Annotated in this window: 29 protein-coding genes, 1 tRNA gene and 1 riboswitch; of the genes, 25 read left to right on the top strand and 5 right to left on the bottom strand. The window is 54.2% G+C overall.

Translation table 11 applies throughout. The features are described from left to right. Positions 1-5 precede the first annotated feature (5 nt). The 12 genes from KGZ93_01195 (at position 6) to KGZ93_01140 (ending at position 10,969) form a co-directional block, all read left to right on the top strand. Entirely contained in the window at positions 6-1,448 is a 1,443-nt protein-coding gene (locus KGZ93_01195) for a cobyrinate a,c-diamide synthase (GenBank protein MBS3908241.1), read from the top strand. A gap of 88 nt (positions 1,449-1,536) precedes the next feature. Further along, complete coding sequence (locus KGZ93_01190; protein MBS3908240.1) at positions 1,537-2,562, top strand: precorrin-8X methylmutase; 1,026 nt, start codon at positions 1,537-1,539, stop codon at positions 2,560-2,562. Positions 2,563-2,584: 22 nt separating this feature from the next. Further along, the gene (cbiD, locus tag KGZ93_01185; GenBank protein ID MBS3908239.1) at positions 2,585-3,664 is read left to right on the top strand and encodes a cobalamin biosynthesis protein CbiD; all 1,080 of its coding nucleotides are present in this window, start codon (positions 2,585-2,587) and stop codon (positions 3,662-3,664) included. Beyond that, positions 3,658-4,272 carry a precorrin-6y C5,15-methyltransferase (decarboxylating) subunit CbiE gene (cbiE, locus tag KGZ93_01180; protein MBS3908238.1) on the top strand — a complete coding sequence of 205 codons (615 nt, stop codon included), beginning with the start codon at positions 3,658-3,660 and terminating at the stop codon, positions 4,270-4,272. The genes cbiD and cbiE overlap by 7 nt, the downstream gene beginning before the upstream one ends. Positions 4,273-4,342: 70 nt before the next feature. After that, positions 4,343-5,077: a precorrin-2 C(20)-methyltransferase gene (gene cobI, locus KGZ93_01175; GenBank protein MBS3908237.1), complete on the top strand. Its 735-nt coding sequence runs from the start codon at positions 4,343-4,345 to the stop codon at positions 5,075-5,077. Positions 5,078-5,266: 189 nt separating this feature from the next. Beyond that, on the top strand, positions 5,267-6,025 hold the full coding sequence (gene cobM, locus KGZ93_01170) for a precorrin-4 C(11)-methyltransferase (protein MBS3908236.1): 759 nt from the start codon (positions 5,267-5,269) through the stop codon (positions 6,023-6,025). Between the two features lie 86 nt (positions 6,026-6,111). Beyond that, positions 6,112-7,137: a cobalt-precorrin 5A hydrolase gene (locus KGZ93_01165; protein MBS3908235.1), complete on the top strand. Its 1,026-nt coding sequence runs from the start codon at positions 6,112-6,114 to the stop codon at positions 7,135-7,137. Continuing rightward, positions 7,038-7,847: a precorrin-3B C(17)-methyltransferase gene (gene cobJ / locus KGZ93_01160; protein ID MBS3908234.1), complete on the top strand. Its 810-nt coding sequence runs from the start codon at positions 7,038-7,040 to the stop codon at positions 7,845-7,847. Before KGZ93_01165 ends, cobJ begins: the two co-directional genes overlap by 100 nt. Positions 7,848-7,917: 70 nt before the next feature. Further along, positions 7,918-8,919, top strand: coding sequence for a precorrin-6A reductase (gene cobK / locus KGZ93_01155; protein ID MBS3908233.1), 1,002 nt, complete (start codon positions 7,918-7,920; stop codon positions 8,917-8,919). 27 nt (positions 8,920-8,946) lie between these two features. Next, entirely contained in the window at positions 8,947-9,189 is a 243-nt protein-coding gene (locus KGZ93_01150) for a DUF2007 domain-containing protein (GenBank protein MBS3908232.1), read from the top strand. A gap of 41 nt (positions 9,190-9,230) precedes the next feature. After that, positions 9,231-9,305: transfer RNA gene (locus KGZ93_01145), tRNA-Ala, on the top strand. Positions 9,306-9,469: 164 nt separating this feature from the next. Beyond that, positions 9,470-10,969, top strand: a complete 1,500-nt coding sequence (locus tag KGZ93_01140; GenBank protein MBS3908231.1) for a hypothetical protein — start codon at positions 9,470-9,472, stop codon at positions 10,967-10,969. 315 nt (positions 10,970-11,284) lie between these two features. Here KGZ93_01140 and KGZ93_01135 read toward each other — a convergent pair whose 3' ends face one another. Further along, complete coding sequence (locus tag KGZ93_01135; GenBank protein MBS3908230.1) at positions 11,285-11,692, bottom strand: PIN domain-containing protein; 408 nt, start codon at positions 11,690-11,692, stop codon at positions 11,285-11,287. Continuing rightward, positions 11,693-11,896, bottom strand: a complete 204-nt coding sequence (locus tag KGZ93_01130) for a type II toxin-antitoxin system VapB family antitoxin (protein ID MBS3908229.1) — start codon at positions 11,894-11,896, stop codon at positions 11,693-11,695. A 360-nt stretch (positions 11,897-12,256) separates the two neighbouring features. On the opposite strand from KGZ93_01130, the gene KGZ93_01125 reads away from it, so the two are divergent. The 13 genes from KGZ93_01125 (at position 12,257) to aroA (ending at position 22,556) form a co-directional block, all read left to right on the top strand. Further along, positions 12,257-12,487: an addiction module antitoxin gene (locus KGZ93_01125; protein MBS3908228.1), complete on the top strand. Its 231-nt coding sequence runs from the start codon at positions 12,257-12,259 to the stop codon at positions 12,485-12,487. Beyond that, positions 12,474-12,797 (top strand): type II toxin-antitoxin system PemK/MazF family toxin, encoded by a 324-nt coding sequence (locus KGZ93_01120; protein MBS3908227.1) that lies wholly within the window; start codon positions 12,474-12,476, stop codon positions 12,795-12,797. Before KGZ93_01125 ends, KGZ93_01120 begins: the two co-directional genes overlap by 14 nt. Before the next feature lie 78 nt (positions 12,798-12,875). Further along, positions 12,876-13,142, top strand: a complete 267-nt coding sequence (locus tag KGZ93_01115) for a hypothetical protein (GenBank protein MBS3908226.1) — start codon at positions 12,876-12,878, stop codon at positions 13,140-13,142. Between the two features lie 149 nt (positions 13,143-13,291). Beyond that, positions 13,292-13,957: a tetratricopeptide repeat protein gene (locus KGZ93_01110; GenBank protein ID MBS3908225.1), complete on the top strand. Its 666-nt coding sequence runs from the start codon at positions 13,292-13,294 to the stop codon at positions 13,955-13,957. A 387-nt stretch (positions 13,958-14,344) separates the two neighbouring features. Next, positions 14,345-14,623 carry a BrnT family toxin gene (locus tag KGZ93_01105; protein MBS3908224.1) on the top strand — a complete coding sequence of 93 codons (279 nt, stop codon included), beginning with the start codon at positions 14,345-14,347 and terminating at the stop codon, positions 14,621-14,623. A gap of 2 nt (positions 14,624-14,625) precedes the next feature. Further along, positions 14,626-14,901 carry a hypothetical protein gene (locus KGZ93_01100; protein MBS3908223.1) on the top strand — a complete coding sequence of 92 codons (276 nt, stop codon included), beginning with the start codon at positions 14,626-14,628 and terminating at the stop codon, positions 14,899-14,901. Positions 14,902-15,109: 208 nt separating this feature from the next. Beyond that, positions 15,110-15,292: riboswitch (cobalamin riboswitch) on the top strand. A gap of 94 nt (positions 15,293-15,386) precedes the next feature. After that, positions 15,387-16,442, top strand: coding sequence for a nicotinate-nucleotide--dimethylbenzimidazole phosphoribosyltransferase (cobT, locus tag KGZ93_01095; GenBank protein ID MBS3908222.1), 1,056 nt, complete (start codon positions 15,387-15,389; stop codon positions 16,440-16,442). Positions 16,443-16,462: 20 nt separating this feature from the next. Continuing rightward, entirely contained in the window at positions 16,463-17,185 is a 723-nt protein-coding gene (cobS, locus tag KGZ93_01090) for an adenosylcobinamide-GDP ribazoletransferase (GenBank protein MBS3908221.1), read from the top strand. Between the two features lie 89 nt (positions 17,186-17,274). Beyond that, positions 17,275-17,868 (top strand): alpha-ribazole phosphatase, encoded by a 594-nt coding sequence (cobC, locus tag KGZ93_01085; GenBank protein MBS3908220.1) that lies wholly within the window; start codon positions 17,275-17,277, stop codon positions 17,866-17,868. A gap of 164 nt (positions 17,869-18,032) precedes the next feature. After that, positions 18,033-19,118: a histidinol-phosphate transaminase gene (locus KGZ93_01080; GenBank protein MBS3908219.1), complete on the top strand. Its 1,086-nt coding sequence runs from the start codon at positions 18,033-18,035 to the stop codon at positions 19,116-19,118. Positions 19,119-19,133: 15 nt separating this feature from the next. After that, the gene (aroF, locus tag KGZ93_01075; GenBank protein MBS3908218.1) at positions 19,134-20,159 is read left to right on the top strand and encodes a 3-deoxy-7-phosphoheptulonate synthase; all 1,026 of its coding nucleotides are present in this window, start codon (positions 19,134-19,136) and stop codon (positions 20,157-20,159) included. Beyond that, complete coding sequence (locus tag KGZ93_01070) at positions 20,159-21,265, top strand: prephenate dehydrogenase (GenBank protein MBS3908217.1); 1,107 nt, start codon at positions 20,159-20,161, stop codon at positions 21,263-21,265. Before aroF ends, KGZ93_01070 begins: the two co-directional genes overlap by 1 nt. 1 nt (position 21,266) lies before the next feature. Beyond that, positions 21,267-22,556: a 3-phosphoshikimate 1-carboxyvinyltransferase gene (aroA, locus tag KGZ93_01065; GenBank protein ID MBS3908216.1), complete on the top strand. Its 1,290-nt coding sequence runs from the start codon at positions 21,267-21,269 to the stop codon at positions 22,554-22,556. Between the two features lie 27 nt (positions 22,557-22,583). On the opposite strand, the gene KGZ93_01060 is transcribed toward aroA, so the two are convergent. From KGZ93_01060 to KGZ93_01050, 3 genes are all read right to left on the bottom strand, one after another. Further along, complete coding sequence (locus KGZ93_01060) at positions 22,584-22,796, bottom strand: type II toxin-antitoxin system HicA family toxin (protein ID MBS3908215.1); 213 nt, start codon at positions 22,794-22,796, stop codon at positions 22,584-22,586. After that, on the bottom strand, positions 22,796-22,996 hold the full coding sequence (locus KGZ93_01055; GenBank protein ID MBS3908214.1) for a type II toxin-antitoxin system HicB family antitoxin: 201 nt from the start codon (positions 22,994-22,996) through the stop codon (positions 22,796-22,798). Before KGZ93_01055 ends, KGZ93_01060 begins: the two co-directional genes overlap by 1 nt. 186 nt (positions 22,997-23,182) lie before the next feature. After that, positions 23,183-26,641, bottom strand: coding sequence for a UvrD-helicase domain-containing protein (locus KGZ93_01050; GenBank protein MBS3908213.1), 3,459 nt, complete (start codon positions 26,639-26,641; stop codon positions 23,183-23,185).

Raw genomic sequence — 26,641 nt, 5'->3', positions numbered from 1 at the left:
GAACGTTGAGCAATATCAGGGCTAAAGCCCTGAGCTACGAGTGTGAGAATATCATGGAAATTAAGACGCTTTCGAGGATAGTCATAGCTGGGACGTCGAGCGGGGTCGGGAAGACGACTCTGGCGCTCGCGATTATGGCGGCGCTGACCAGGCGCGGCTTGGGCGTGCAGGGCTTCAAAGTCGGCCCGGACTTTATAGACCCCGGCTACTACGAGATGGTCACAGGCCGACCCGGGCGCAATCTCGATATCTGGATGACCGGGCGGGACACCGCGCGAAGCCTTTTTGAAAACGCGGCGCTCCGGGCGGGTATCTCGATAGTCGAAGGCGTGATGGGTTTTTACGACGGCAAAAACGGCCTGGTCGAGGGGAGTACCGCCGATGTCGCCAAGACGGTACGGGCCCCGGTGTTGCTGACGATAGACTGCGCCAAGACGGGCGGGAGCGCGGGCGCTATGGCGCTCGGCTATCGCGCCTACGATGAAGCCGCCGGCATACAGGGGTTTCTTCTAAACAATGTCGGAAGCGACCGCCATGAGAAAATGGTCAAGAGTTCGGTTGAGGCTGCGACCGGGTTGCCGGTCGTCGGCGTCGTGCGGCGAGACGCGGCCGTCGTCGTCCCCGAGCGGCATCTCGGTCTGGTAACGCGGGTGGAGCTGGGACCCGCCGGAGATTATGTAGACGCCCTGGTCGAGCTGGCGGAGAGCTATATCGATTTGAAGTTGCTGTTAGAGATTGCCGCGTCAACACCGTATCCGGTGACATCGGCGAAATCGAACCCACCCGCAAAGACTGCCGGTAATGCGAGAGCCGACGTAAAGATAGGCGTCGCCTTCGATAAAGCGTTCAGTTTCTATTATCGCGACAACTTCGATATGTTGCGCGAAGCCGGGGCCGAGCTGGTCTTCTTTAGCCCATTGGAGGATGAGCGTTTGCCGGAAGACATCGAAGGTCTCTATCTCGGTGGCGGGTATCCCGAAGTCCATGCCGCGGCGCTCGCGGCCAACCTATCGATGGCGGCCGACATAAAGCGGGCGGTCGAGGACGGTATGGCGGTCTACGCGGAGTGCGGCGGTTTAATCTATCTCTCGGAAGCGGTAGTCGATTTCGCCGGTAACCGCTATCGGATGAGCGGCGCGCTCCCCATAGCGTGCAAGATGAAAAGCCGCGCTACCCTCGGCTATCGCGTGGCGGTTGCGGCAGCCGATTCCATAATCGCCGAACAAGGCTCTCTCTTGAGGGGCCACGAGTTCCATTACTCGGAGATTACGGAATCCGCGAACGACCTGGAGCGGGCGTACGAAGTCGGCGTCACGGAACACGAAGGTTTCATATATAATAATACGTTAGCGTCCTATATACACCTCCATTTCGCGGGATACCCGCGGGTAGTCGAGCGTTTTCTGGCGTCATGCCGGGCAAACTCGAGCCGTATGGGCAGTATTTAGAGCGATTTTACTTGAATGTTTACTTTAGTGTTACTTGTAATTTGGGAGCATGGGATAGAGTTCTGACAAGTTTAGTAGGGGTGATTGAATGAGCACTGGCTTTATCGTGCTGGGGCACGGGAGCAAGGTCGAGGAGACCAAGGAGATACTCGAAGAAATAGCGGCGACGCTCAGGAGTCGGCTCCAATCGGAGTTCGTGCGTTATGCGGCGCTCCAATTTAACGAGCCCGACCTGCCGGAAGTCATAGAATCGCTGGCCGACGAAGGCGTGACCGAGTTAATCATCATGCCGCTCTTTATGGTCGACGGCAACCACATAAGGCAGGATATTCCCGAGATTATAAGGGATGAGGAAGTGAAATACCCTTTACTCAAGATAAAGGTCGCCGAGCATATCGGGCCGGATGTTAGAATCGCCGACATCTTGATTGAGCGCGCCAACGAGCTGCTGGCAGGCGGCTTTGACGCCGACGGGAACGGCATGAAAATCGGTGACCCCGCAAAAATCGAGCGGGAGAGCTTCCGTATAATCGAGGCGGTCGCGGATTTAAACGGCTTTTCGGATATGGAGCGGTCGGTCGTAAAACGCATGATACACGCGAGCGGCGACCTTACGCTCTCGGGCGTGGTGGCGATGTCGGACGGCGCCGTCGAGGCCGGGGTCGATGCGCTGAGAAGCTGCTGTCCGATAATAACCGATGTGCGCATGGTCGCGGTGGGCATCAGCGACCGCCGGACTTGCATACACGACAACAACGTGCTCTGCAGGATAGACGACAAGGCTGTCGAGGACGATGCTAGGCGCGCCGGGAAGACCAGAAGCGCGATGGCGATACGCTCGCTCTCGAACCATGCCGATGGCGCGGTCATCGCTATCGGAAACGCGCCGACCGCCCTCTTCGAGCTGCTCGATATAGCGAAAGAAGGCGTGGTGAGGCCGGCGCTCGTCGTCGGCGCGCCGGTCGGGTTCGTTGGGGCCGCGGAGTCGAAAGAGGCTCTGATGAGGGCCGGGCTTAATTATATAACCGTGCGGGGAACGCGGGGCGGAAGTGCGTTGGCCGCCTCCGCGATCAACGCTTTATTGATGATTGCGTGTAATGAGGAGTGTAAGTAGAGTCAGTGTCATAAATAAGAGGTTGAAGAAGGGCTATACGACGGGCACATGCGCGGCGGCGGCTTCGGCCGCGGCCGCAAAGATGCTCTTTGGCGGCGAGGTTGTTTCGCGCATCGAAGTCGAGCTGCCCGGAGGCCGCCGCGTCGAGTTCGACGTCGTCGATATCGAGAAGACCGCCGAGAACGTCGGCTGTTGCATCGTAAAAGACGCAGGCGACGACCCGGATGTGACCGATGGGATGAAGATTTGCGCGCGGGTCGCCCGCGCGGACGCCGGGATAACGATTAGGGGCGGCGAAGGCATCGGGACGGTGACCAAGCCCGGCCTGGCGGTCGCGGTCGGTGAGCCGGCGATAAACCCGGTACCCAGAGCGATGATAACCGCTAACGTATCGCGAAATATCCCGGATGGAGCCGGTGTCGAAGTAACGATTTTTGCGCCCGAAGGAACCGAACGCGCCAAGAAGACCTTTAACGCGCGGCTCGGAATTGTCGGCGGCATATCGATTTTAGGGACGACGGGAATCGTGCGGCCGATGTCGCTCGATAGCCTTAAGGCCTCGCTCACCCCGCAGGTCGACATCGCGCTCGCGCTCGGCTATAAGACGATAGCGCTGGTGCCGGGGAACATGGGCGCCAAAGCGGCGGAGTCGAGGTTAAAGTTTCCGCCCGACGCGATAGTCCAGATGAGCAATTTCGTCGGCTATATGCTCGATTATTGCGTCAAAGCGGGAGTCGAAAGAGTAGTTCTGCTCGGGCATATCGGTAAGCTCGTCAAGGTCGCGGCGGGCCACTTCGACACACACAGCGGAAAGACCGACGACCCGGTCGAGATAATGAAGAGACTAATCCGGAACGAGACGAAAGATATCGCGCCGATGACGTATATGATAAAAGTGAACACCGCCGAAGACGCGGCGTTAGGCCTCGCGAAGTTGGGATACAGCCGTATGCTCGATAAAATAGCGCAGGCGGCGAGCGCGCAGGCGCGCGCCTACGTCGACGGTAACCTGGAGATTGGCACGGCGATAACGGTGCTATCGGGCGAGATTGTCGCGTCCGATAGCGCGTCGCGCAAGATAGTAAAGGATGCGGCATGGTGACGGTAGTCGGTATCGGCCCGGGCCATCCGGACTATATAACGCCCGCCGCCGTCAAAAGAATCGGCGCGGCCGAGGTGGTAATCGGGGCCAGACGGGTGCTCGACGCCATCGATGTCGCGCAAAAGGAAGTCATCGAGGTCACAGCCGATATTTCGGCGGCGATAGCGGCGATAGACAAGAACAAAGAGCGCAACACCGTCGTCGTAGTCAGCGGCGACCCTGGTTTCTATAGCTTGCTCAAGACCATTCGCGACCGGCTCCCCGAAATCGCGCTCGACGCGGTTCCGGGCGTGAACTCGATGCAAATGCTCTTCGGGCGAATCGGCGAGGAGTGGCAGGGCACGGCGCTCGCGTCGGTCCACGGGCGCTCGCTGGATGCGCTCGATACCGTGATAAAAACGCACAAGCGTTTCTGCATCTTGACGGATAATGTCCACAGCGCGCCGGCGATTGCGCGCTATCTCGCGGACAAGGGAATAACCGGCCGGGTGGTAGCCGGGGCCAATCTCTCGTATGATGATGAGAGGATAGTCGATACCACGCTTGCGGAATTGGCAAAACTGGAAGGATTCGAGTCAAGCGTGGTATATATAGAGATAGAGAGTTAAATCGTTGGGACGGCGAGCGCCTTCGTGGGTTGGCGGCCGCGGATAAATCGAAACGGATAGGGTGATTAGATTGGCTGACCGAGGAAGACTATTTGGAGTAGGCATCGGGCCCGGCGATACCGAGCTACTCACGATCAAGGCCGTAAACGTCCTTAAATCGGTCGATATCATATTCTCGCCGCGCTCGGCCCCTAAACGGGAGAGCATCGCAAAGAGAATCGTCGAGCCGGTGTTAGACGGCAATGCCGAGTTCAGGGAACTTATATTTCCAATGACCAAAGACAGGAACGAGCTTGAAAAACATTGGTCGGAAGCGGCGGACGAGGTCGCGAAGGCATTGAGCGAGGGCAAGAGCGGAGCCTTTATTACCCTCGGCGACCCGTTCTTTTACAGCACATATATCTACCTCTATAGAAAACTGAAGGAAGAACATCCTGAAATCGAGGTTGTAACGTTGCCGGGCGTGAGTTCGCCATTCGCGGCCGCGGCCGCTGCGGGCATACCGATAGCCGTCGGAGACGAGAAGGTCGCCATCTTGCCGCTACCGGAGGTAATAGGTGAGATATGGCACTACCTGGAGACCTTCGATACGGTCGTCATCTTAAAAGTCGGCGAGCGACTGCGCGCGCTGGTCAAAGTGTTGAGCGGCTTCGGCCTTTTGAACAACGCCGTTCTGGTCCAAAAAGCTTCTCATGACGCGGAAGAGAATGTCGTCATGGGTTTGTCCGCGCTCGATGACGAAACGTTGGACAATGCCGGGTATCTGTCGACCGTCATCGTCAAGCGCGATGTGGAGTTCGCTTGACTGTAGCTTAAGCCCTTCATGGCCGACCCTTTGGTTGGATGTGGGCTATGCGTTGTTTATCAGGGCTAAAGCCCTGAACGAGGAGAGGGCTACGCGCCCTGGGTTATGGGTGTGAAGCGCGAGCGAGATGCGCAAACGCGTCTGTAACTCGAAAACTTCCGCGTCTTTATTGGAATAAAGGTAATATGGATCATGAAGGTATATTTTGTCGGCGCGGGTCCGGGCGACCCCGACCTTATAACGGTAAAAGGAAAAAGCGTGCTTGAGCGGGCGGATATCGTTGTTTACGCGGGTTCGCTCATCAACGGGCGGCTCCTTGAATCGTGCAAGGAAGGCTGCGAATTCCATGACAGCGCGGCGCTCAACCTCGATGAAGTAACCGCCGTTTATGCGGCGGCCAAAGGTACCGGAAAGACCGTGGTTCGTCTCCATTCCGGCGAGCCCAGTATTTACGGAGCTATAAAAGAGCAGATAGATTGGCTCGTCGCCAATGGGATAGAGTACGCGATTGTACCGGGTGTCAGCTCGTTCGCGGCCGCGGCCGCGGCGCTCAGCGCGGAGTTGACGTTGCCGGGCATCTCGCAAACGGTCGTCATCACTAGGATGGCGGGGCGCACGCCGGTTCCACAAGGCCAGGAAATCCATGCCTTGGCGGAGCACAAGCCGACGATGTGCATATTTTTAAGCGTGCAAATGATAGACTCACTCGTGGGCGAGCTTAAGCAGGGATATCCGAATGATACGCCCGTCGCCGTGGTCGAGAAAGCGTCTTGGCCGGATGAGCGCGTAATCAAAGGTACGCTCGCCGACATCACCTCGAAAGTCGGCGAAGCGGGTATAACGAAGACCGCGATGATAATCGTCGGAGGCGTTCTCGCCGGCGAGTACGAGCGTTCGAAACTCTACGACCCGGCGTTCAGTCACGAGTATCGCGTAAGCGAAGGTTAGATTACGAGTATCGCGCAGGCAAAGGTTAGAAAAGGGCAGAGAAGGTTTAAAAGGGCGGGCCATGATATATATGGAGGCGACATAAAGTGAAAATCGCCGTTTTAGCCGTTACCGAGAACGGCCTGATAATCGCAGACCGGATGAAAGCCCGATTCGATGACGAGTTGGAGATATTCACGCCGCCGGAGATCGGTCGCGACAAACCGTGGCTCTTGGACTTAGTGAGCGAGATATTTTTAGACTTTGACGGCCTGGTCTTTATCTCGGCGGTCGGTATCGCGGTTCGCGCGGTAGCCCCGCACCTCAGGGATAAGACCGTCGACCCGGCTATCGTAGTCGTCGATGAGGCCGGGGCGTTTTCGGTCAGTCTCGTTTCGGGTCACATCGGCGGCGCCAACGACCTCGCCATAAAAGTATCCGACGCGGTCGGCGCGGTTCCGGTAATCACGACGGCTACCGATATCCACGGAAAACCGGCGCTCGACCTGTTTATGAAAGAGTTAGGCCTCACGACCGACGATATGCCGCGCCTGACGCGTGTTTCATCGGGCATCCTTAGGGGCGAGTCGGCGTGTATTTTCGCCGATATCGGCCTGGGGCGCTGGGGTGACCGGGTGAGGGCGGTGTACAGCGTCCGCCCGCTCGACCAGCTTAAACGATATGGGAGCGCCTACGAGCACGTGGTCATTGTCGTAGACGAGGAGGTGCCGCAGGTGCGGCCCGGAACCTTGATACTGAAGATCCGGCGCGTATATGCCGGTATCGGCTCGCGAAAAGGCGTCACCCTGGACGAGGTGCGCGATGCGATTCGGAGCGCTCTGGGCAGCCAGGGCTTACACCTCCATAACTTGAAAGGCATCGCGAGTATCGATATTAAAAACGAGGAAAAGGCGTTTTACGAGGCGGCCGAACATTTCGGCGTCGAAGTAAAGCTATATCCGGCGGACAAGCTCGATGCTGTCGCCGTCAATAAATCGGATTTTGTGAAAGAGAAAGTGGGTGCTGATGGCGTATGCGAACCAGCGGCGATTCTAGTCTCGGAGGGCGGAACCCTGATACTACCGAAGACTGTGCATGGAAAAGTAACGGTCGCACTGGCCGAGCAGGGATAATAGTAGTCGGCATCGGTCCGGGCGACGAAGCCGATATGACGATAGGCGCGCGCGACGCGCTCAGGGAATGCGACGTCATCGTCGGATATAAGAGCTACGTAAAGACAATCGAGAAGTATGCCCAGGGCAAAGAGGTCCACCGGTTTGCGATGCGCAAAGAGATAGAGCGGTGCAAGAAAGCCATCGAACTCGCGCAGGCCGGAAAGACGGTCGCCCTTATCAGCAGCGGTGACCCCGGCATCTACGGTATGGCCGGGCTCGTTCTCGAGCTGGCCGCCGATACCGACATCGATATCGAGATAATGCCGGGCGTAAGCGCGGTCAACGCCGCGGCATCCGCGCTCGGGGCGCCGCTCATGCACGACTTCGCGGTCATCAGCCTGAGCGATTTGCTTACCCCCTGGGAGAAGATTGAAAAACGCCTGCGCGCCGCCGCGACGGCCGATTTCGTAACGGCCCTATATAACCCCAAAAGCATCAAGCGAAACTGGCAGATTAAGACCGCCCAGGATATATTCATGCAGCACAGAGACGCGAAGACCCCGGTCGGAATCTACATCAAATCGAACGGCGCGCAGAATTGCTACATCAGCGACATCTCATCGTTCTTGGATTTACCGATAGACATGAACACCACCATAATCATCGGAAATAGCCAGACCTATGTATCGGACGGGCGCATAATAACACCGAGGGGTTACCGGGTGTGATTCTGCTGCTCGGGACACGACCGGTACTACGATGTCATTTAGCAGACCGTATGCAAAGGGGTTGCCGGGTGTGATCCTGCTCTTAGGGGGCACCACCGAGGCCCGCCTGCTGCTGGAACAACTTATTAATGAGCGCATCCCCGTCATATTCAGCACCGCCTACGATTTCGCCGCCGAGTTTATCGACTCGCTCGCCGCCGAAAACCCACTAGTCAAGCACATCGCCGGCAAGCTCGACGCAGATGCGATGGTCGTGCTTATCGATAGCGAGAAGATAGCGCTTGTCGTCGACGCGACCCACCCGTTCGCGATGGGAGTTACCGAAAATGCGCTCGCGGCGAGCGAGATTGCAGGTGTTCCTTATTTGAGGGTTGGCAGGGCGGTCGCAGGGAACCCCGATTACGAAAATATTGAGTACGTCGAGTCGATGGAAGATGCGGCGCGTATCGCAGAGGGACTGGCGCAGAGACAATTACAAGTGCAATCGCAGGCGCAAGCACAGGGGCCGGGCGCGGCGATATTTATCGCGACCGGCAGTAACCAGGCCGGCTTGTTTGCCAAGGTAATCGACATGGTATCGCATCGTGTTTATATCCGAGTTTTGCCGGGCGACGAGTCGGTCGCCAAGTGCCTTGATGCGGGCTTTGCGCCCGAGCATATCATAACCGGCGTCGGCCCGTTCAGCGTCGAGGAGAACGAGCGGCTGTGGAGGAGCCTCGGCGTTACTGTCGTCGTCACCAAAGAGAGCGGGCGCGAAGGGGGGTTTCCCGAGAAGGTCGAGGCGGCGAAGCGGCTGGGCATTGCGCTGGTCGTTCTTAGGCGGCCTGGTGTTGTGGGTGAAGATGATAGTAAGGTTGGTCATGTCTTGGACGTTGGGGCCAATGAGTGCGTTGTGGCGGAAAAGGGTGTTGCGACAGAGGAGGGTCTTGCGGGCAGTGATGCCGGTAGCGAATCTTGTGGTGAAGACGGTTCCGGTGTCGACGGCGGGGGCGCGGCCGGCGTGGTCGAGGCGTTAGGAGTTGACGCGGCGATGGCGGCTGTGCGGCGAGTCTTAGAGAAGACGGGTGGTTAATAATGGCTGATGAGTTAGGAGCCTGCGATGGCCGATGAAATTGTTCTTGTCCATTATGCCGAATCGGGGCCCGAGGCGCTTGTTATAATATCGTTGCTCCAGGGTGAAGGTATCGAATACATCATGCGCAACTCAATGCCCGCAAAAATGGACTTTGGCGGGATAGCATTTGACGGCGGCCCGATAGAGTTCTACGTCCACAGCGATGATTTGGAGAGAGCCAAGGATTGTATAAAGACGTTATCAGAGATTGAGAAGGATTCGTGGTAGGGCGGGAAGTATCGGATGGGGTGCGCGTCAGACTGTATTTTGGAGGGGATTAACTCGGTTGGGAGAGCGCCTGCCTTGCACGCAGGGGGTCATCGGTTCGAGCCCGTTATCCTCCGCTCCGAAACCGCCTAATAAGTGTTCTTTTAGTATGTGGCGCGATCCATAATGTCTCATATATGGATACGCAGGGGTATTACTTCATGGCCAGAAAAAGCAAGTTTGGAGTATTATATTGATCAATACACACACTGGTTATATATGAAAGGAATTAACAGGCAACATGAATGAGACATATCAAATAAATGCTTCGATTGTTGGTTATGACCCCGGCGGTAATAATACAAATGGTCTTGCCATCCTAAAAATCGAAAAGAGCAAGCCTATGGATATTAGAATCGAGACAACGAAAAACTCTGAAGCTGTTATCTGCAAAATATTAAAAAATGAAAATATTATTGGGTTAGGCGTTGATACATTATCTTGTTGGAGCACGGGCAACAGTGGTTGGAGACCTGCCGATAAATGGTTAAGAAATAAATATCCCATGGTTCAAAAAAGCGTAATGACACCAAATAAACTTTCTGGCGCTATGGGCATAAACGGCATGTCGGTACTAATTGAAGTCGCAAAGAATTTAAACGATATTTTTTTGGTAGAAACCCATCCGAAAGTTCTTTATTATGCTTTAACTCAAAAAAAGCATGACTATGCTAATGACAGTGAAGCTATGGATCGTTTTATGTCAGATAAATTAGGCATAAAGATAAAAACCTCTAATGAACACGAGTGGGATGCTGTTATTTCCGCCTACACTCTCCTGATGGGAGTGACAGGCGCATGGAAACTTGATCTGCACAAATTACAGATTAGAGAGAATGAACGTATCGTAAAGCCATGCGGCAAAACGTACTATTATTGGCCGGTTGAATTAGAATCCAAACCATTACCATACACAATGGGGAATGCAGGCGATCTAATAAAGCATGGCCTGTTAGCAGAATTTATAAATTGGCATTGCCGGACTACGAATGAGCGCTTAGCATTTTATGATCCTTTTGGCGGGCGTCCTTGGCAAGAACCGACTCACGAAACAGTGGCAGAAAGAATAGAAAAGCTCAGTCCTTGCCCACTAAAAAGCGCCCAACAAGAATGCATTCAAGGGTACTATGGCAGCGGTCATTTGGTTGCTCAAATCAGCGCGACAAATAATAACAAGGTCCGTATATACTCATCTGACAAAGACACAGAAGCACGAAATGACCTTATAAACACAGGCTTAGAACCAATCTCACTGACCGGGTTTGACCATAGCGACGGGTATTCTATTCTCGATTGCAAGTTCTCAGACAATGAGGACACTTTGCACTTGATAGACCCATTTTACGACCTTGCGAATATAAACAAGAGCGTATTAGAAAAGGTTATTAAGAAAGTAGCGAGTGGCAAAGTTTCAGTAGCACTATATATCCTGTACGCCGATTCTGAAATAGAATATTGGAATACCTTCAAGAAAATGCAAGATTCATTAACACTAGCAGGATCTGTTAATTATGTCTCATTGAAATGCAAGGTGATTGATAACTCGACAATAAATGGTGAGTCAAAATACCATTCATATATTTCGCTCTATACTCATAAACATTATCAGGAACAGGGCTTAGCTGAATTACATCAAGCAGTCGAGGACTTTTCAATAAATCTTACAGAAGCAATAGGTTGCCAAATCAAATATCACAGCCGAATAAACACGGAACTCGGCCTTCAGCAAAACGGGGAATAGCGCTGGTTTGTTTTTCATGTCGGCCTGATTGCCCCCGCTGATTAAGGCCAACGTTCGACAGGGGCGCACTATGGCAAATACTTATTATTCTTTTAAGATTTAAGCCCACTGTTAGCAAATGTTCGAAGATCGTCCGTTATCCTCCGCTCCGAAACCGCCTAAGGGCGGTTTGTTTAAAGAGAAGCTTGCGGGAAATGCCGGGCTTTTTGTTTAAGTGAAAGAATATACCGGTCTATTTACTTATAGCAAAGGAAATACTTGTACGGAATACGAGTGTTGCTTAGATTCCGGGCTTTGGCGAAAGTAAATAATAGCTTATGAGGTCGAGAAGCTCTTAGTTTTTAGCGATGTTTTTTGAGCTATTAGCTCGAAGTGTTTGTCTTGATGCCAGAGGATGCAGCTGTTTTCCATTGCAGTCGTCGCTATCAAGATGTCGATTGTCGGCACGGTAACGCCTTGACGCCTAAGCTCAAAACCAAGGCGCGCGGATTTCATGTAAATAACCCAATCTATCGGTAGGTTATTAAAAGCGCACATATCGGCTAAAATTTTCTTAAAACCAAATTCGTTGGCTGTACCCTGGAGTACCTCCATGGCAATGGTGCCATTAACGGAAACGATGTCTAGTTCGATCGCTTCTGTTACCGAAGATTTTAGGTCTTGGGCTCTTTCGGGACGGTAGAAGTCTATCCAGACAGAGCTATCAATAAGCACGCGCTCCATTTATTCCTCTGCCCTTGATTTTTCCAGATCCTCTAAAGTTATGGCAATATCGATTTTGCCGGCGTGAGAAGCGGCTTCTCTTAATCGGTGCTTACGCACTAACTCTTTTAAGGCCAACTCAATAGTCTCTTTTTTTGTTTTGGCTCCGCTTATACGCTTAGCCTGTTCAACCAAATTCGGATCAATTGAAACTGTGAGTCTCATATTAAGCACCTCTTAACGCACATCATATAGATATCTAGAATTGGTGTCAATAATAGCACCAACTGACGCCGTTTGAACTCTTAACGCACTCGCGATGGCTATTGATTTCGGTTCACGCGCGCAATTGACAGGTAGATAGCGGATGTTCAAGCAGTAGCTTTATAGCTATTTGCCGGGACGTGTTTAGCGGACCGCCGCTAGAGCGCTTGCCTCGCACGCAGGTAGTCACTGGTTCGAGCCCGTCATGCGCAACCCAGCCCGCCGAAAAGCGGTATGCTTTTTCAGGTTTTGGTAGAAATTCTGCGATTGACTTAAATAGAATAATACGTGTACTATACGTATTAGCAAGGGGGGATTTTAATGCAAAAGAAGTTGACCATAACCATAGATGAAGAAGTATACGAAGGTCTTCATAAAACCATCGGCGCTCGAAAAATCAGCAAGTTTGTTGAGGCGTTGGTGCGTCCGCATGTAGTTCGTTCAAACCTGGAGCCGGCATACTCTCAAATGGCAAAAGACAAAAAGCGAGAAGAAGAAGCCCTGGATTGGGCGGATACAACGTTCAGGGATATTGCCGATGACAAGAGGTGAGGTTTGGTGGGTCAATTTTGACCCTGCGATTGGCGAAGAGATCAAAAAAAAGCGTCCGGCCGTGATTGTTAGCAATGATGTATCGAACAAATACCTCAATCGAGTCCAGGTTGTTCCTCTGGCCGGCAAAGCGGATTGTCTGTACCCTAGCGAGGCGCTAGTCACTTTAGATGGAAAAGAAAGCAAGGCAATGGCCGATCAATTCGTTACAGTAAGTAAGTTGAGATTATTTAAGCGCGCCGGTCTCTTATCAAAAGAAGATATGCTCAGGATTGGTGAGGCTATCAAAATACAATTAGATATGTTTTAGAGAGCGTCCAGTATTAGTTTCCGTTTATTATTGCCGTCGTCGTGTGTTACCTGTTTAGTATTCTTATGGGAGGCGCAAATGAAAATACTGAAAAGAGTCAATCGCCTTTATTACACAAGACCAGACGGTTACCCTCAAATCAGGATCTACCACAAAAAGGGTTCAGGGAAGAAAGTGCCGCGATACCTTTTAAAATGTGGTTGTTGCGACCAGAAGTTAGAAATATACTATGACGACGAGGGACTTGAAATAAATGGTGTGAACGGTTCGATTGAGGATTGGCGTGAGATATTTCTTCCACTATTACAAATTGAGCAGGAGGGCGACAAGCTTATCGTCAAATAGTGTCAGGGCTAACCAAAACCATTGATCATCCGAAGAGTTCACTGCAGCGGAGCGCGTAAACGCCGCCGTCCAACCCAACCGCTATGCGCCTGAGATCTCGGGATGCTCAAAGGAGGCTATCCATCATAAGCAAAAAGAAAAGAAGAGAGATGACAAGCGACGAGAAATGGATCGAGTTCAATGCAGAAGCAGCATACGCGGACAGCATATTCCGGTCGGCGCTCGGTGATTTTGAAGGGTCTATCGAATGTTTGCAGCAAGCCATTGACTTGATGCCCACCTATGCTCCCGCGATACTAAGCATGGGCTCCGTTGAGTATCAGAGGGGCAGGAGGTCCGAGGGCAGAAAGCTCTTTCTTAAATTACTCACACTCCCTAACGACACAGAAGACCTTTGCGAGATTGTGGACGAAGCCGGAACGTTCCTCATCCAAACAGGCGAATACACTGATGGGCTCGAGTTATACAGGAAAGCCCTCGCTTGCCTTGGCGAGGTGGCTGTATTTTATCAGGGTTTGGGATGCTGCGCGGGGCACGAGGGTTTGCATGAGAAAGCGGTTCAAGCATCGCGTCGCGCCGTCGAATTGGAGCCCCAGGGCCAGCAATTCGTAAATGACCTTGGATGGAGCCTTCTACAAGCAGGAGACTTGATTGAGGCTAAGGAAACCCTGGAGCGAGCCGTCGAAATGGACCCACAAGATGAACTCGCCCGCGAGAATCTTCGTCGTTGCAACTTGCTTGTTGAAAATGAGAGCAAGAAAACGAATGATGCACAAGGCTTGATGTTAATGGTGGACATTAATGATAAATATTGATTATTCATTAGTAATTGAAGCGACGAAAGAGCCTGACTATTTTAGTCTCCTGATTTAGAGGGTTTTTCCGGCATCGGTCACTCTGTCGAGGATTGTATTTATAAAGCAAGATGGGGCATTATAGATCACGTCAGCATGTTGAATGAAATGGGATTACCGGTTCCCGCAAAAAACCCAAACCCCAAAATAACCATCCAGAATGAACAAGAGCTAGCTGCACGCTAAGTCAATAATCCACCATCGAAAAGAGAAGCTCTGGTAGAAATACCGGGGCTTTTTAATTTATTAACAGATTCGTCCAGCAGGCTCCGAGGAGGCAACCCAGTGCCATGCTATTGTATATGCAAACGTATTGACTATTGTATATACATGTTCGATAATTAGAGCATGGAAATCGTTGACCTCTTGATAACCAAGGCTATTGCAGAAAAGCTTGCAAGGAAGCATAATATCGAAGGCTATGAGGTCTACGAAGCATTCTGGAACGAAGAGGATGCTGTGCGGATATTCAGAAGCCCGAGGGGCTCAGGCACATATATTGCTTTTGGGAGAACTGAAGCAGGCCGGTATTTAGCGATACCCTTCGTGCCGAAAGGAAAAATCGCTCACATTCTGACAACGAGGGATATGACAGAGCGTGAGCGAAAGCTTTATAAAGAGAGGTAAGAATGAGTAAGAAAATGCCTAAATTCAAAACCGAAGAAGAATTTGCCAAATTCGTTGAAGAACATGATATGGCCGACTATGCGAACGATCTCGAAGAGGCCAAGGATATAAAAATCAGCATATCCAAGCAGACAAAAACTATGATTTCGCTTCGAATTTATCCGTATCTTCTCGTTGAGATCAAACAAATCGCCGCTAAGAAGCACATGCCGTATCAAAGCCTAATTCAGCAATGGCTGGCTGAAAAAATCAACGAAGAGAAGAAGGCCGCATCTTAAAGGGGCGTGGTTTGAGAACGTTCGGTAGAGCGCCTGCCTTGCACGCAGGAGGTCATCGGTTCGAGCGTTGTCATTCACACGCCAAAGTAGCCGAAGCCATATTCGTTTAACCACTAATCAAAATGGCGAACACCACATGACCATTGCTGCGCACCAAAACCCAACCCCATTTGACATAACCACCCCACCCATATAAATTTATACATGGAAAGTGAATAAATATTCAGGTGCCGCTTGTAGCGGAGAATAGGGAAGCCGGTGAGAATCCGGCACGGGCCCGCCACTGTAAGAGGGGAGCCACCCGCAAAAGCCACCGGGCAGAAGCTCGGGAAGGCGCGGAATCGGCGATGATCCTCGAGTCAGGAGACCTGCCTGAATGAAAATATACGCTCTACGAGGAAGGAGTGCTGCCAAATAGTTTATTTTGTTACCCTTGGGAAGCCGGGGGCTTTTTGTTTTTCGACAACTTTTAATAGGGGGATAAGATGGATTTACTAAATAAGACGTTAAACGAGATAAAGCCGCTCGATGATGCGGCGATGGCGAAGGCCAAAGAGCGACAGGACCAGTTGACCAAACCGGCCGGGAGCCTCGGGGTGCTCGAAGAGATATCGATCGCGCTCGCCGGCATCACCGGCAAGGTCATAAGCGATGTCGACAAAAAAGCTGTAGTCGTCATGGCGGGCGACCATGGTGTCGTCGATGAAGGCGTCTCCGCGTTTCCGCGCGAGGTCACACCGCAGATGGTTGCGAACTTCATCCACGGCGGCGCGGCGATAAACGTGCTCTCGCGCCATGTCGGGGCTGACGTAATCGTCGTCGATGTCGGCGTGGCGGTGCCGATAGACGATGCGAGCGTGGTTTCGCGCAAGGTCAAGAGCGGCACCGCGAATTTCGCGAAAGAGCAGGCCATGACGCGCGAGGAAGCCGTCAAAGCGATAGAGGTGGGTATCGAGATCGCAAACGAACTCATCGACGGCGGCGCAAACTTGTTGGCCACGGGCGATATGGGAATCGGCAACACCACATCGAGCAGCGCGATTCTGCTGGCGCTCACCGGCAGGCCGGTCGACGGTTTGGTCGGGCGCGGCACGGGCATCGGCAACGGCGACCTCGACCGCAAGCGAAAGGTCATCGCCGACGCCATAAGCCTCCACAACCCCGACCGGAACGACCCCATCGATGTCGTCGCCAAAGTCGGCGGCCTTGAGATAGCGGCGCTCGGCGGCCTCGTGCTGGGCGCGGCGGCAAGGCGCGTGCCGGTCGTCATCGACGGCTTTATCTCGGGAGCGGGCGCGCTCATCGCGGGTTGTCTAAGCCCGTTGAGCAAAGGCTACATGATAGCCTCGCATGTCTCGGTCGAGCCGGGGCACCGGGCGATCCTCGATGAGCTGGGCTTGAAGCCCATGCTCTATATGGACATGCGCCTCGGTGAGGGGACCGGCGCGGTTCTCGCGATGGGTATGGTGGAGGCCGCGACGAAAGTCATCAAAGAGATGGCGACCTTCGCCGAGGCCGGCGTATCCGAGAAAGAGGGTTAAGGACAATCAACACCAAGACATTGAGGCTGGCGCTGTCGTTTCTGACTATCATCCCGACCGGAACCGGGGAGGAACTCGATTCGACGGCGTTCGGCCGCTCCACAAAATATTTCCCGCTCGTCGGATTGGTCATCGGCCTTATATTGGCCGCTGTCTATGCGCTGGTCTCGTTGCGCATAACGGGAACCGCGGCCGACCTCATCGTCATCGTCGCGCTCGCGGCGCTGACGAGGGCGCTCCATCTCGACGCGGTCGCCGACACCTTCGACGGCTTGCTCGGAGGGCGCGACAAGGAGCACAGCTTAGCGATCATGAAAGATTCGCGGGTCGGTAGTTTCGGCGTCGTCTCCCTCATAGCGGTGCTTGGTCTGAAAACTCTGCTGCTAGCGGCAATCCCTGGTACGGAAAAGCTCGCGGCGCTGCTGCTCTTCCCCGTAATCGGCAGGTTCGCGGCGAGTATCGCGATGACGACGCAGCCGAGGGCGAGACAAGACGGCCTGGGCGCGCTCTTTGCCGCAGGGGCCGGCAAGACCGAATTGGTATGGGCATCTATCATCACAATCGCGATTGCGGTGGCCGTCGCGGGGTTAGTAGGCGTCATAGCCTTGCTTGCGGCGCTCGCATTTGCAATGATGTATATAGTCTTCGTCAAGCGCAAGATAGGCGGGATGACCGGGGACACGGTCGGCGCGCTTATCGAGCTTACCGAGGTCACGGTATTATTCGCATACGCGGTACTGTAGCGACGCGATACTGTAGCGAAACGCGTGCGTTGACGTAAAAATGTAGGGGATTAAGATAAAAGGGATTAAGTTATAAGGGATTTCAACGAATGAGATTGTATTTGATTCGCCATGGCGAGACTAAACTAAACAAAGAGTTTCGGTTTATTGGACGGACCGACCCCGCCCTCTCTGAGCAGGGAGAATCGCAGGCGCGCGCCTTGGCGGAGCGTCTAGCGGACGAGGATATATCGGCGATATACGCGTCCGACCTGTTGCGGGCGACGCAGACGGCGTCCATTATAGCGGGCGACTCCGGCGTCGATGTCATCGCCAACGCAAGCCTGCGCGAGATAGACTTCGGGGATTGGGAAGGCCTCTCCTATAACGAGATAATGGAGCGCGACAAAGAGACGCTCGACTCATGGATTGAAAACCCGACCGGCGTCGATATTCCGGGAGGCGAGAGCTGGCGCGATTTTGCCGCACGCATCGACGCGGCTTTCGACGATATCATCGAGAATGAAGACGGCGGTGCGATAGCGCTGGTTACGCACGGCGGCCCTATCAAGCTCCTCATGACGAGGTTTCACGGCGACGACCCCGACTTTTTCAAATCGTTCTGGCCGCAGCCGGGCGGCGTGAACATAGTCGAAATCGACGACAAAACGGTTAATGTAATCGAGTTGAGCGGTATAAAGTAAGCCATGAAGGGCGTTAACCGCGGACTACAGAATCGGCGCACAATCTCCGCGCAGTTGAGAACACCTGCTAAACTATGGTAAAATCCCTTAAATCCAGGATTATCGTTTGGTAATCGATGAAGTAAATTTAATTGTGTTAGTTAATTGTGTTAGTGGAGGGGCGAGTGAAGGATTTATTGCGCAGAGGGCTTGAAGGTCTGATACCGTATGAGCCGGGCCGGCCTATCGGTGTGGTCGAGAGGGAGCTGGGTATCGAGGAAGCCATCAAACTCGCCTCGAACGAAAGCCCATATCGACCGTTTCCCAAGGTCATAGAGGCGATGCGGCAAGCGGTCTTCGATGTCAACAGGTACCCCGATGGCGGCTGCACCTTTCTCAGAGAGAAGCTGGCCGAGAGGCTGGGCGTCACCCCGTCGATGATAATGGTCGGCAACGGTTCGAACGAATTGCTCAGGTTGCTCGCGAACGTGCTGCTCAACCCCGAAGACGAAGCGGTCATGGCCAACCCGTCGTTTATCGTCTACCCGACCGTCGTCAAGTTGATGAACGCAAAGGCGGTCGAAGTTCCGCTCAAGGGTTACCACCACGACCTGGATGCGATGGCGGACGCGATAAACGAGCGCACTAAGATGGTTTTTATCTGCAATCCGAACAACCCGACCGGCACGATGATGACGCGGGGCGAAGTCGAAGCGTTCATGGAAAAGATACCGACGGATGTCGTAGTCGTCCTCGATGAGGCATACTTCGAGCTGGTCCGGGATAATGATTATCCGAACGGCATGGATTATATAGCGGGCGAGCGTCCGGTGGTCGTATTTCGCACGTTTTCGAAGGTCTACGGCTTGGCCGGTTGCCGGGTCGGGTACGGTATCGCCCCCGAATTCATAATCCAGGCGATAAACAAGGTGCGCGAGCCTTTTAATGTCGGCACCATCGCTCAGGTCGGGGCATTTGTGAGCCTCGATTGCGCCGCCGAGGTCGAGGAGCGCAGCCTCCTGAACGATGAAGGACTCCGTTATCTCTATAAAGAATTCGAAAGGCTAAGCCTCGGCTATGTTTCGTCGCACGCCAATTTCGTCCTTGTGGATGTCGGTGTTGACGGGCGCGCGCTCTCGAACGAACTTATGAAGAGGGGCGTAATAATAAGGTCGGGAGAGATTTTTGGCTACCCGCGGCATATACGCGTCAGCGTCGGCACACCCGGCGAGAACGCCAGGTTCATCAGCGAGCTGGAGAATGTCCTATAGAGGAGTGATGTTATTATGATGGTCGTAATGCGTGAAGGCGCGACCGATGCGCAGATAGAACATGTTATAAAGCGGATAGAAGAGGCCGGGTCGGATGTCCATGTCTCGAGGGGCCAATATCGCACGGTCGTAGGGATTATCGGTGATGAAGAAGAAATTGCCGAACTCCAACTCGGGGCATTCGACGGCGTCGAAGATGTCATCCGCATCCTCAAGCCGTACAAGTTCGTCAGCAAAGAGTTCCGCCATGAGCCGACGATGATAAAGGTCGGGGGCGTTACTATCGGCGAAGGCTTCTTCAACGTGATGGCCGGGCCGTGCTCGGTGGAATCGGCCGAGCAGATGATGGCGACGGCCAAAGCGGTCAAAGCCGCGGGCGGGACCGTCCTGCGCGGCGGAGCCTTTAAGCCGAGGACCTCGCCATACAGCTTTCAGGGGATGGGTGTCGAGGGCTTGCGGATACTCGCCGAAGCGCGCAAAGAATACGGGTTGCCCATCATCACCGAGCTTATGGACGTGCGCGACCTGGATGTAGTCGTCGAGTACGCGGACATAGTCCAGATAGGCGCCCGAAACGCGCAGAATTTTCACCTTTTAAAAGAGGTCGGCATGATAGACAAGCCGGTCCTCTTAAAGAGGGGTCTTGGGAACACCATCGAAGAGACGCTCATGGCCGCCGAGTATATTGTAAAAGGCGGGAACACCCAGATAATCATCTGCGAGCGAGGTATCAGGACCTTTGAGACCTACACGCGAAATACGCTCGACATCAGCGCGATACCGCTGATAAAGCAACTTAGCCACCTTCCGGTCATCCTCGACCCGAGCCATGCCGCGGGCAAGCGAAGCCTCGTCGAGCCGCTTACTCTGGCCGGGCTGGCGGCCGGTGCCGACGGCGCCATCGTCGAGGTCCACCCCGACCCCGAGAACGCGATGTGCGACGGGCCGCAATCGCTCACCTTCGAGCATTTTGCGTCGTTGATGGGCAAAGTGACCAAGGCCACGTCGGCGTTTGATAAAAAGATGGGTCGGGTCGGCTAATGAAGACGACGATTGCGATAGTCGGTGTCGGCTTGCTGGGAGGGTCGCTGGCGGCGGCATTCAAGCGGCAATCCGATGACTATGAGGTAATCGGGTACAATCACAACCCCGGCGCGGTCGCCGAAGGCATAGCGCGAGGGATAATCGATACGGCCGCCGCAAGTATAGAAGAAGCGGCCGCCGACGCCGACGTGGTATTCATCTGTGTGCCGGTCGGCTATATACCGGAGTTTTCGATTCGCGCGGCGAAAGCAGCGAAACCGGGGACGATAATCACCGATGTCGGGAGCACCAAGACTACTATCGTGGCCGAGGTCGAGCCGCGGGTGCCGGACGGAGTCCACTTTATAGGCGGGCACCCGATGGCCGGTTCGGAGAAGACGGGCGTCGCGGCCTCGAACCCGGCGCTCTTCAAAAACGCCCACTACCTTCTGACGCCCACGCTCAAGACCGACATGGTGGCCTATAAAAAATTGCACTCCATGTTGACGTCGATTGGCGCCAATGTTCTGGCGATAGAGCCGCAAAAGCACGACCGGGCGGTAGCCATTATCAGCCATCTCCCGCACATGCTCGCCGCAGTCCTTATGAACCTCGCGAGCAGCGAGACGAACAACACGGAGAACGTGTTGATGTTGGCCGCGGGCGGGTTTAAGGATACGACGAGAATCGCGGCGGGCAGCCCCCGGATGTGGATAGATATCTGCCTCGACAACCGCGACGCCATTCTATATTCGATAGACAAGATGGGCGAGATGCTCAGTACTTTGAGAAGCGAGATAGACTCGGCCGACCGGGACGCTATAGCGGACATGCTGGAGCGGGCGCAAAAGGGCAGGTTGAACCTGCCGGCGGCGCTCGGAAAAGAAATCGGGCAACTTTATGAGATATACATACCCGTCAGCGACAAACCCGGCGTCATCAGCGATATTACGCTCACCGTAGGCGAACTCGGCGTCAACATCGAAGATATCGAAATCCTCCACGCGACCGAGCACTCCGGCACGCTTAGATTGATGATTCCCGAGAAGGATAACGCCGATAAAGTAGCGAAAGCCTTAATCGAACGCGGCTATGAGGTCGATATGCGCACGACAGGCGGCTAAGATGGAACTCAAAGTAAGAGCGGCGAACAACTTAAAAGGCACCATCCGGGTGCCGGGTGATAAATCGATATCGCACCGGTCGATAATGTTCGGCGCGCTCGCCGAGGGCGTAACGCACGTGACCGGGTTCCTCGCGGCCGATGATTGCATAAGCACCATGGACTGCTTTGAGGCGCTCGGAGTCGAGATAGAGCGGCTCTCCGAGACGGAGCTTAAGATACACGGCGTAGGTCTGAAGGGATTGACGGAGCCGAGCGTTATACTAGATACTGGCAACTCCGGGACGACGGCCCGAATCCTGACCGGGATTCTCGCGGGCCAGAATTTGTTCGCGGTCATGACCGGAGACGCCTCGATACGCAAGCGCCCCATGGCGCGGGTCGTGGAGCCGCTTCGCCTCATGGGCGCCGAGATTTGGGGCAGGGGCGGAGGCACCTACGTGCCGCTCGCCATAAACGGCGCCGCACTCAAGGGCATCGCATACGATGTGCCGGTCGCGAGCGCCCAGGTCAAGACCTGTTTGCTGATGGCGGGTTTGCTCGCGGACGGCGAGACGATCCTGACCGAGCCGTCCAAATCGAGAGACCACACCGAGCGTATGCTCGAACTCTTCGGCGCGCGCTTGTCTATAGATGGAAACCGCTACACAATAACCGGAGGCCAGCAGCTTAAGGCGGCTACGGTTGACATACCCGGCGATATATCGAGCGCGGCGTTTTTCATCGTTGCGGCGTTGATTGCGGGCGATTCGACGGTAACGATAGAGAACGTTGGCGTAAACGAGACGCGCACCGGGATATTGGACGCGCTCAACGCCATGGGTGCCGGGATAGAGCTTGCCAACGGGTCGAACCTGAGCAACGAACCCCGAGGAAACTTGCTAGTCTCTGGACGGCAACTTAAGGCCACCACCATCGAAGGCGACCTCATCCCGCGCCTCATCGACGAGATACCGATCATCGCCGTCGCCGCGACCCAAGCACACGGCACGACCACCATCAGGGATGCGGGTGAGCTGCGCGTCAAAGAGAGCGACCGGATAGCGGCCTTAACGCAGGAGCTGCGCAAGATGGGCGCCGATATCGAAGAATACGAAGACGGCATGGTAATAAACGGCCCCACCCCACTCAAGGGAGCCCGAGTCAACAGCCACGGCGACCACCGCATAGCCATGTCTCTCGCGGTAGCCGGCCTGGTAGCCGACGGCGAGACGATAGTCGAGGATAGCGAGGCGATTGCGATTTCTTATCCGGGGTTTGAGCGGACGCTGAGCGAGCTGGTGGAAGGGTAATAATGTCATTCTGGTGCCTGCAATTACTCAAAGGGCGCTTAAGAAATCTTCGAGCCCAACACCCGCATCATCGATAATTCCTTTAAGGGTATAAGTATTAATTGGATTGGCGCGGGGAATGATGATAATGTTTCGCCCGTCATACATCGAAACATGCTTGCCTTGACGGATGACCTTAAAGCCGAGCTTTTCAAAAGCCCGAATCGCACGCTTGTGCGATATTTGCGGAATTATGCCCACTAAACAGCTACTTCGACGTCGTGAGTATGCTTTGTCTTGGTCACTTCTTCAAGCGTTTCTAAGTATGTTTTGATTGCGTCTTTGATGTTTTCAAGCGCTTCTGCTTCTGTCTTACCCTGGGACCAGCAGCCCTTTAGCGTAGGGCAATAGACGGAGTAGCCTTCACCCTCGGTTTTCTCGATGATTACCTTAAATTTCATGGTTTTACCCCGCTTTCAATTAGCAATATTTTAGCATACACTTGAGGTGGCTCAAATTCTTGGTTGATGTGGAAGACTTGGTGGACGCTCACAGGATATCTGGGACTCGAGTTATGAGCTGAAAAAGTAAAATCGGCTGACCCGGATGAATATCCCCAACCACCCCATCCGCAGAGCGCAAGCTTATCAGTTACCGCAAAATCCACTAACATCACAGAAGTCGCAGTCTTTCTCGACATCGGTCTTAGGCCATGTCTGAGCGGGGTCGTTTAGGGCTGTAATTATCTCCAGCAGCTTGTCCTCAAGGGTCGCTATATCTTGTGTCGCGTATGTTTTAGTCCCCGCCACGCCGTCATTTTCGAGCGCGGCTACGATGACTTCGACCTCAGGCGCACCGCTTCTTAAGAGCGCTAACGCGTACAGCTCCATCTGTAGGCCGTATTTGCCGGCGAGTTCAGCGCCGCTCATCCCCTTGCCGCCGGTCTTGTAGTCGACGATAAGAGCCCGGCCGTTAACCTCAGCAAGTACATCGAGTTTTCCGGAGATGACGGTATCGCCTAAAAGGAACGAAAACGGCGCTTCTCGCTGGAGAACTTGAGCATTTGCCAATCGTTGCGCGATGGGCGAAGCGGCGTACGCGTTGAGGATGGCCTTGACGCGCGCGGTATCCTCCGGCGATAGGCTTGGGTATCGCAGCGCGCATGCCTCGAGGGCCTGCTCGATTGTAGCCGACGTATTCTCTGACAATCCCTTAAAATCGAGCGTTTCGAGTGCCTTGTGAACGAGGGTTCCGAATTCGGTTGCCGCGATTGCCCCAAAGGTCGCGTCATCGGTTCGTTCATCGCGCTCGACTCCGACGATGCGCTGAAGGTAGAAGCGATAAGGGCATTCGATGAAATTTTTTATGGCGCTATAGCTCAGGCTGTCCACATTTCTATGCATGGCTGTGCCGAGCGCGTCCATATTGATGAAACGAATTCCCCCGGCGTCCGCGGCAGCCTGCTTGCGCTCAGCGAAATCTTTAGGTGTGACATCATCTCTCAGCTCTGGGTTTGCGTTAGGGGTAACGATTCTACATTGAAACAAGCCGCTTTCGTCAGCGAGAGCGTACTCACCCCGGTCCCTAGCGGTCTTAAGCGCTACGTGCTCATGGCCGAGCACATTCATAAGCCATTCGATATACAAGCTGTTTGAACTCGTCTCGGACCTCTTTTTATCAATATGGCAGATGCCTGTGATTACCAGCATTTCTTCGGCCCTCGTCATCCCGACATGGAGCAGGCGCCGGCTCTCTTCGTCCGAATCATGCTTTTTCAGCTCTTTCAATCCGTCATATCCCGGTCCAAGAAAGTCCTCGGATATACCCGCCACCTTGAACGCGATAGCGCTTGCGCTTGCCCCGGAATAACCGTGCGAACCTCTTTCGCCCTGAAAGAGAATCGATCCGCCGGCGCTCGACGTTCCGCTTTTGGATAAGGCGAGAAAGACCACCGGGAATTGGAGGCCTTTGGCGGCGTGCACCGTCATTATGCGGACCGCGCCGATATCCTCATCGGCGAAAGCGGCTTCGCCCTCTTTGCCTGAAAGCGTTTTTTGAAGCTTCAGGTAATCGACGAAGCCGGCCAGGTCGGGGCCGTGGACATCCTCGTAAGAATCGGCGAGGCGCATGAATTTTCTGATGTTCGAATACCGGCGACCGGCATTGTGGTCGCGCATGAGCGCGCAGAGGTCATAGCCGAGTGATTCCACGGTCAGCTCAATCAGGGAGGAGAGCCTCATGTGTGTGGCGCGCCGGCGAAGTTCGCGCAAGGTCTCCCTGAAAGCATCGAGCTTCGTCATATCGGGCGCCGGCAACGCAACGCCGTTCCTGACTCCGTGCCACAAGGGTGCGTCGCAGCCGTTGATTTGGCCCGCCGCTTTGCGCAGTACGTAGAGCGCGTCGTCACTGAGCCGCACGCACGGCCCGCGCAACGCGCCGATGAGGGAGAGATCGCCGTATGGGTTGACTAAGACCGAGAGGATATCTTTGATTTCGGAGGTCTCGTCGGCCTCGTAATAGCCGACGCCGCCGACGGTGTAGTAATCGACTCCATAGAGCTTGAGCGCGTCCTCGATATGCCGCAGGTTCGTGCGCTTAAGGATAAGGATGGCGATATCGTTGTGCTTGTACACACCCTCCGCTAAAATCTCCTCGATGCGCCGGGCTATGAAACGGGCTTCGGCTTGTGCGGGCGAAATCGCGTTTTTCGCTCCATCATTCTTCCAGGTCTCGTCGACTATCGCGAGTTCGACTATATTCTCCTGGTCGCGGTTGAAGCTTGCGGTCTCCCTGCCCGGCTTGAGCGCCAGATGGTCTGGGCCGAAAAAGCGCTCGCTCGTTCCTATGCGATTGATGAAGCGCAATATGTTCTCGCGGCTTCGAAAATTGGTAGGGAAGCTGATTACTTCGGCGTTTTCACCAATCGTGTTATCGCGGAGGCCGCGAAATACCGAGACATCGGCGTTTCTGAAGAGGTAGATAGATTGGAATTCGTCGCCGACGGTAAAACGGTTGTCATTTGCGATAAGGTCGACTATCGCGCATTGCAGGCGGTTGGTGTCTTGGAACTCGTCGACCATAATCAGGTCGAATCTCGACCGGTAGTTCTCCTTGATATCGGGGTGGCGCTCGAAGAGGTTCTTGACGTGGAGTTGGAGGTCTTCGAAATCGAGCCCGGATAGCCGCTCCTTCTTATCTTTGAACCCTTGGGCGTAGAGGCTTAGGAGTTCGGTGTAGTAGAGCTGGTAATGGTAGGCGAGGTCTTCGGCGAGTTGCTCGTCGATTGTGTCGATAAGCTGTTTAATGGACCCGAAGACCTTTTTCGAGATGCCCGCTCTGAGGTTTAGCTTGAAACTCACCCCGAGACCCGGCCGCGGGTCATATCCGTGTACATCGAGGTAGTCGAGCAAATCCTCGACAATATCGAAGTTGGCCGGATAGGTCGTCAGATTCGAATCCCTGCTCGCGTTCGCGAGTATATGCGCGATTTCACCCTTGAACTCGTCTATAAGGGCATTTATACCCGTCTTGCCATGGGGGTGGGTGGTGTTGGCGGGCATTCCCTCCGCCGGGTTTAAGTATCCGGCGGAGCGGAGCGTTTCGTGAAGCTTAATCACCTGCTCGGCAAGGGCGGTTTTACCGGCTTGATAGACAAACCCCAGGCGCTCCTCGTCGGCGTTGGCGAACTCATCAATAGCCTCGTCAATCGCTTCCCGCCCCAAGGTCTTTGCCGCCACTTCTTCCAAAACGGTGAAGCGGGGGTCGAGTCCGGCCGCGAAGGGATAGGCCCGCAGAATCCGCGCGCAGAAACTGTGAATCGTGCTTATGTAGGCGTCGGGCACCATGCGGCTCTCTTCGACCATGCCTGCTTCGGCGAGGCGGTTTCGTATCTTCTGCTGGAGTTGCGACGCCGCCTCGTTGGTAAAGGTTATCGTTAAGATGCGGTCTATCGGGGTGTGATCCTTTATAATCGCCTCCGCGAAACGCTCGGTCATCGCCCTGGTCTTCCCGCTGCCGGCCGCGGCGCTCACGAAGATATTGCCTTTTCGCATCGCAATGGCCCGCGCTTGCTCGTTTGTCGGCTTGAACGTGGCTTTCTCGGTCAT

The sequence above is a fragment of the Actinomycetota bacterium genome (assembly GCA_018333515.1).
GTDB lineage: Bacteria > Actinomycetota > Aquicultoria > Aquicultorales > Aquicultoraceae > Aquicultor.
This window is presented reverse-complemented; position numbering and strand designations above follow the sequence as displayed.